This is a genomic window from Bradyrhizobium sp. SHOUNA76 (assembly GCF_023006445.1).
Lineage (GTDB): Bacteria > Pseudomonadota > Alphaproteobacteria > Rhizobiales > Xanthobacteraceae > Bradyrhizobium.
Window position 1 is genome coordinate 1 of record NZ_JALBHA010000527.1, and the last position, 4,239, is coordinate 4,239.

The 4,239-nt window shown below is 65.6% G+C and carries 6 protein-coding genes; 2 read left to right on the forward strand and 4 right to left on the reverse strand.

The window, feature by feature from the left end:
- Positions 1–86: 86 nt before the first annotated feature.
- Positions 87–713 carry a glutathione S-transferase family protein gene (locus MOV74_RS32495; protein WP_246931081.1) on the reverse strand — a complete coding sequence of 209 codons (627 nt, stop codon included), beginning with the start codon at positions 711–713 and terminating at the stop codon, positions 87–89.
- Between the two features lie 185 nt (positions 714–898).
- Between MOV74_RS32495 and pyrE the strand changes: the two genes are divergently transcribed.
- Together pyrE and MOV74_RS32505 are read left to right on the forward strand one after the other, a co-directional pair.
- Complete coding sequence (gene pyrE, locus MOV74_RS32500; protein ID WP_212277777.1) at positions 899–1,462, forward strand: orotate phosphoribosyltransferase; 564 nt, start codon at positions 899–901, stop codon at positions 1,460–1,462.
- A gap of 264 nt (positions 1,463–1,726) precedes the next feature.
- Entirely contained in the window at positions 1,727–2,506 is a 780-nt protein-coding gene (locus tag MOV74_RS32505; RefSeq protein ID WP_246931082.1) for a DUF2865 domain-containing protein, read from the forward strand.
- A gap of 62 nt (positions 2,507–2,568) precedes the next feature.
- Here the strand turns inward: MOV74_RS32505 and MOV74_RS32510 are convergent, their stop codons facing one another.
- The 3 genes from MOV74_RS32510 to MOV74_RS32520 all read right to left on the reverse strand — a co-directional run.
- Positions 2,569–3,000, reverse strand: coding sequence for a hypothetical protein (locus MOV74_RS32510; RefSeq protein ID WP_246931083.1), 432 nt, complete (start codon positions 2,998–3,000; stop codon positions 2,569–2,571).
- 301 nt (positions 3,001–3,301) lie between these two features.
- Positions 3,302–3,973 carry a ligase-associated DNA damage response endonuclease PdeM gene (pdeM, locus tag MOV74_RS32515; RefSeq protein WP_246931084.1) on the reverse strand — a complete coding sequence of 224 codons (672 nt, stop codon included), beginning with the start codon at positions 3,971–3,973 and terminating at the stop codon, positions 3,302–3,304.
- A gap of 53 nt (positions 3,974–4,026) precedes the next feature.
- A partial coding sequence (locus MOV74_RS32520; protein ID WP_246931085.1) for a hypothetical protein occupies positions 4,027–4,239 on the reverse strand: 213 nt, incomplete at its 5' end.

Below are 4,239 nucleotides of genomic sequence, written 5' to 3' on the forward strand. Positions count from 1 at the left end.
CAACGAGATCGCCGAGGCATGGGCCCCGGCTCTGCGCCGCACCGCTTACGCGCTGCGTCGCGTCCGGGGCACGAGGCGCCGGCAGGCTAATCCAGCTTCGCGTCCATGCCCCGCTTCACGGCCGGACGGGCCATCAGGGCCTCATACCAGCGCTTGACGTTGGGGAAGTCGGCCAGCTCAACCTTGTGGCGAGGATGGCGCCAGGCCCAGCCCAGGATCGCAAAATCGGCAATCGAGAGGTCGCCGGCGACGAAGTCGCGCCCCTCCAGGCGGCGGTCGAGCACGCCGTAGAGCCGGCGCGTCTCCGCCATGTAGCGCTTCAGGCCGTAGGCACGGTCCTGCTCGTTCTCGAGCGCGATGAAATGGTGCACCTGGCCGGGCATCGGGCCGAAGCCGCCCATCTGCCACATCAGCCATTCGTAGACGGGGATACGGGCGCTGAGGGATTTCGGCAGGAATTTGCCGGTCTTTTCACCGAGATAGAGCAGGATCGCGCCCGATTCGAAGATGCTGACGGGCTTGCCGTCCGGCCCCTCGGGGTCGACGATCGCGGGGATCTTGTTGTTCGGGGAGAGCTTGAGGAACCCCGGCGCCATCTGCTCGCCCTTGGCGATGTTCACCGGGACCACCTTGTAGGAGAGCCCCATCTCCTCCAGCGCGACCGAGATCTTGCGGCCGTTCGGCGTGTTCCAGGTGTGCAGCTCGATGGTCATTCCCATGTCCTTCCCGAGGAGGCGTCGTGCCCCGACTTGGGCTCTCAACTACTTCAGAAGGTCGCGTCCCCACAACCGGCGGTCCGGGATGGCCGATCCCTGTTGACGAGGGACGCCCCCTCTGGAATGTCGCGGCCGTCGCGGATAAATTCCGCCTCCTCTAAAATGCTGTTCGAGGGACCGCCGTGTCGAAATCTGCCTCCCGCGCCCGCCTGTTCGAAATCATCCGCCGGCGCTCCTTCGGCCGCGGCGAGGTGACGCTCGCGTCGGGCCGCAAGAGCGATTTCTACTTCAACCTCAAGCCGACCATGCTCGACCCCGAGGGGGCGACCCTGCTCGCCGAGCTGACCTATGAGGCGCTGAAGGACGACAATCTCGATTTCATCGGCGGCCTCGAGATGGGCGCGGTGCCGCTCGCCGGCGCGCTGGCGCAGATCTCCTGGATCAAGGGCCATCCGATCGCAGCCTTCTTCGTGCGCAAGAAGCCGAAGGAGCACGGCGCCAAGCTCGCGATCGAAGGCCTGCCGAAAGGCGAGACGCTGGAGGGCAAGCGCGTCGTGATCGTCGAGGACGTCACCACCACCGGCGGCTCCGCGATGAAGGCGGTGGAATCGGTGCGCGAGACCGGCGCCGAAGTGGTGCTGGTGCTGACCATGGTCGACCGCGAGGAAGGCGCCACCGATACGTTCGGTGCGGCCGGCCTGCCGTTCCGCTCGCTGTACAAGGCGTCGGAGTTCTTGAAGGCGTGATGCGGCGAAACGCTCTCCGCCGTCATGCCCGGGCTTGACCCGGGCATCCACGTCTTTGCCGCACGAAGATCGTGAATGGCGGGGACAAGCCCGGCCATGACGAAAGCCCGCTTCGTTCCGAACCACTCCTCAACCGCTCATTTACCATCCCGCCTTATGGTGAATCATGTGCTGAGACCCCCTGGGTCCCAGCCTGTTCAGTAGCGTCGGGTGGAGTGAGCGTTGCGTACAGTCCTGTCCCATGCGCGCCGGCGGCGTCGCGCGATGCTCGTAGCCGCCACCCTTGGAGCACCGCTGCTTGCGGCTCCCGCCCCGGTTTCGGCCGAAGGCCTGTTCGACTTTTTCTTTGGCGGCATGCAACAGCAGCGGCCGCAGCGCGAGGTGCCGCAACAGGCGAGCTCCTACGCCGATCCCTTCACCGGCCAGCAAAATGCCGCAACCCCGCAATACGTGCCGCCGACGCGGTCAGCCGCGGCAGGCGGTTCGGGCCCGGCCTTCTGCGTGCGCAGCTGCGACGGAAAATATTTTCCGTTGATGCGCGGCCTCGCCTCGCCGGCACAGATGTGTCAGGCGTTCTGTCCCGCCGCCGCGACCAAGGTCTATTTCGGCTCCTCGATCGACGGTGCCGCTTCGCAGACCGGCGAGCGCTACGCGGACAGCGAGAACGCGTTCGCCTACCGCAAGGCGCTGCGCGCCGACTGCACCTGCAACGGCCGCGAGCCGGTCGGCCTTGCCCCGGTCGATCTCGCGCTGGACTCCTCGCTGAAAGCCGGCGACGTGATCGCCACCACCGATGGACTCGTCGCCTATACCGGCATCCGCGTCGGCAACGACCAGGCGGCGGACTTCACCCCGGTTGCCTCCTATCCCGGCCTCACCGCGCAGGTCCGCGCGAGGCTCGGCGAGATGAAGGTGGCGCCGGTGCGGGCAGAGACGGTGTCGGCAGATGCGCCGGCTGCGGAGATCGTCCGTGAGACGCTGCCTGACGTGACGGTGCCGAAGGCGGCGGCGCAGAAATCGGCGAAGCGCGCGGGATTGGATTAGTTCGCTCTCGTGTCCCGGACGCGGTGCAGCGCGTAGCGCTGCGCTGCGTCCGGGGCACGAGACTAGCGTCCGATGATCACCCCGATCACGTTCGGCGCCGCCAGATATTTCTCCTCGATCGCCGCGCGCGCGGCGGCGCGGTTGTCCGGCGTCAGGAGGCCGCGCTTCTCGGCCAGGATCATCCAGCAGAAGCCCCACCAATCCGTCAGCATGCCCTGATCACCAACGAGGTCGTAGCCCTGCTCGGCCGCGAAGATGCGCGCATGCGCTTCGTCCAGCGTGTCGAGAAACAGATGATCCTCGGTCGAGAACAGCTCGTCGCTAACGTCGTCGATGGTGTAGCCCCAGATCGACTGGCACACCGCGTTGAATTCGCGGTCGAACTGGTCGTCGTCGATCCTCTGGCGCCGCGCGGCCTGATGCAGCCGCGACAGCGAGCGCGCGAAATCGGCGATCCGGGTGAGGGCAAATTGATCGAAGGCGATGGTGGACATGTAGTCCTCGCAAAGTCTGACAGACGCTAGATATTGTGTCGGCAACGCGCCGAATCACAATGATATATCAAAGACTTGCTAAAGTGTTCTTAATTTGTTCCGAATTCGGTAACGATCCTCCTAAGCCCGCTTTGGATCGCCGGAATCGAAAGGGGCCGCCTCGCAGCGGCCCCTTGCCGGTTACAATCTTGTTCGGGATCCGAAATTCCAGCCCCGGCAAGCCTGACGTTAGAACCGGCAACGGGGCTTGGGCGATTCCGGAAAACTACCGAACGTAGGGCTGTCCTAATTTCGGCCGGTCTCAATAGCAGCGCGAGGCCGCAATGGCGTGAACGCGGCGGTCGCCCAGCAGATGGGCGACAAAACCATTGGTCGGAAAGATCTTTGCGAATGCCACGTCGCGGATGCTGAGGCCGCCGGCATAGGCGCCGAACGCCGGCATCACCGCGCGCATCCCGTCGGAGACGAAGCAGCGGCGCTCCATCGAGCGGCCGCGTGTGGAGACGCGCGCCTTGGGATGAAGATGCCCAGCGATCTCGCCGCGCGCACCCGTGGGCTCATGACGGAAGGTGATCGGGCCGATCGCGACTTCTTCGGCGACGGTGCCGCCGAGATCGCGCGGCAGCATGGGATCGTGATTGCCGGAGATCCAGATCCAGTCGCGGCCGGTCTGAAGCGCGGCGACGGCATCGCGGTCGTCCGGCGACAACCGCTCATGCGCCCTGCGATCGTGAAAGCTGTCGCCGAGCGCGATGACGACGCGTGGATCATGGCGGGAGATGACAGCAGCGAGACGGCCGAGCGTCGCGATGGTGTCGTAAGGCGGCAGCAGCACGCCGCGCATGGCGAAGCTGGACCCTTTTTCCAGATGCAGGTCGGAGACGACCAGCAGGCGCTGCTCTTCCCAGAACAGCGCGCCGGAGAGATCGGCGGCAAAGGTCACATCGCTGATGGTGACTCTGGACACGCGCATGTCGTCGACATCTCCTGAAACCTGCGCGCCAATCGTCACGTCCGAACCTGCTCTTATCCCATCGCCTCTTTGACGAGCTCATCGGCGGCTTCCGCCAGGAGCTCGTCTGCAGCTTCGCCATAAACTGACTCGCGGCCGATTTCCAGCATCACGGGCACCGCGAGCGGAGAGACGCGATCGAGTTCCCGGTGCGTGATGCGGCCGTGGATACGGGCGAGCATGTCGCCGAGCCGGCGCAGGTCGAGCAGGCCGGTGGCGGCGTCGGC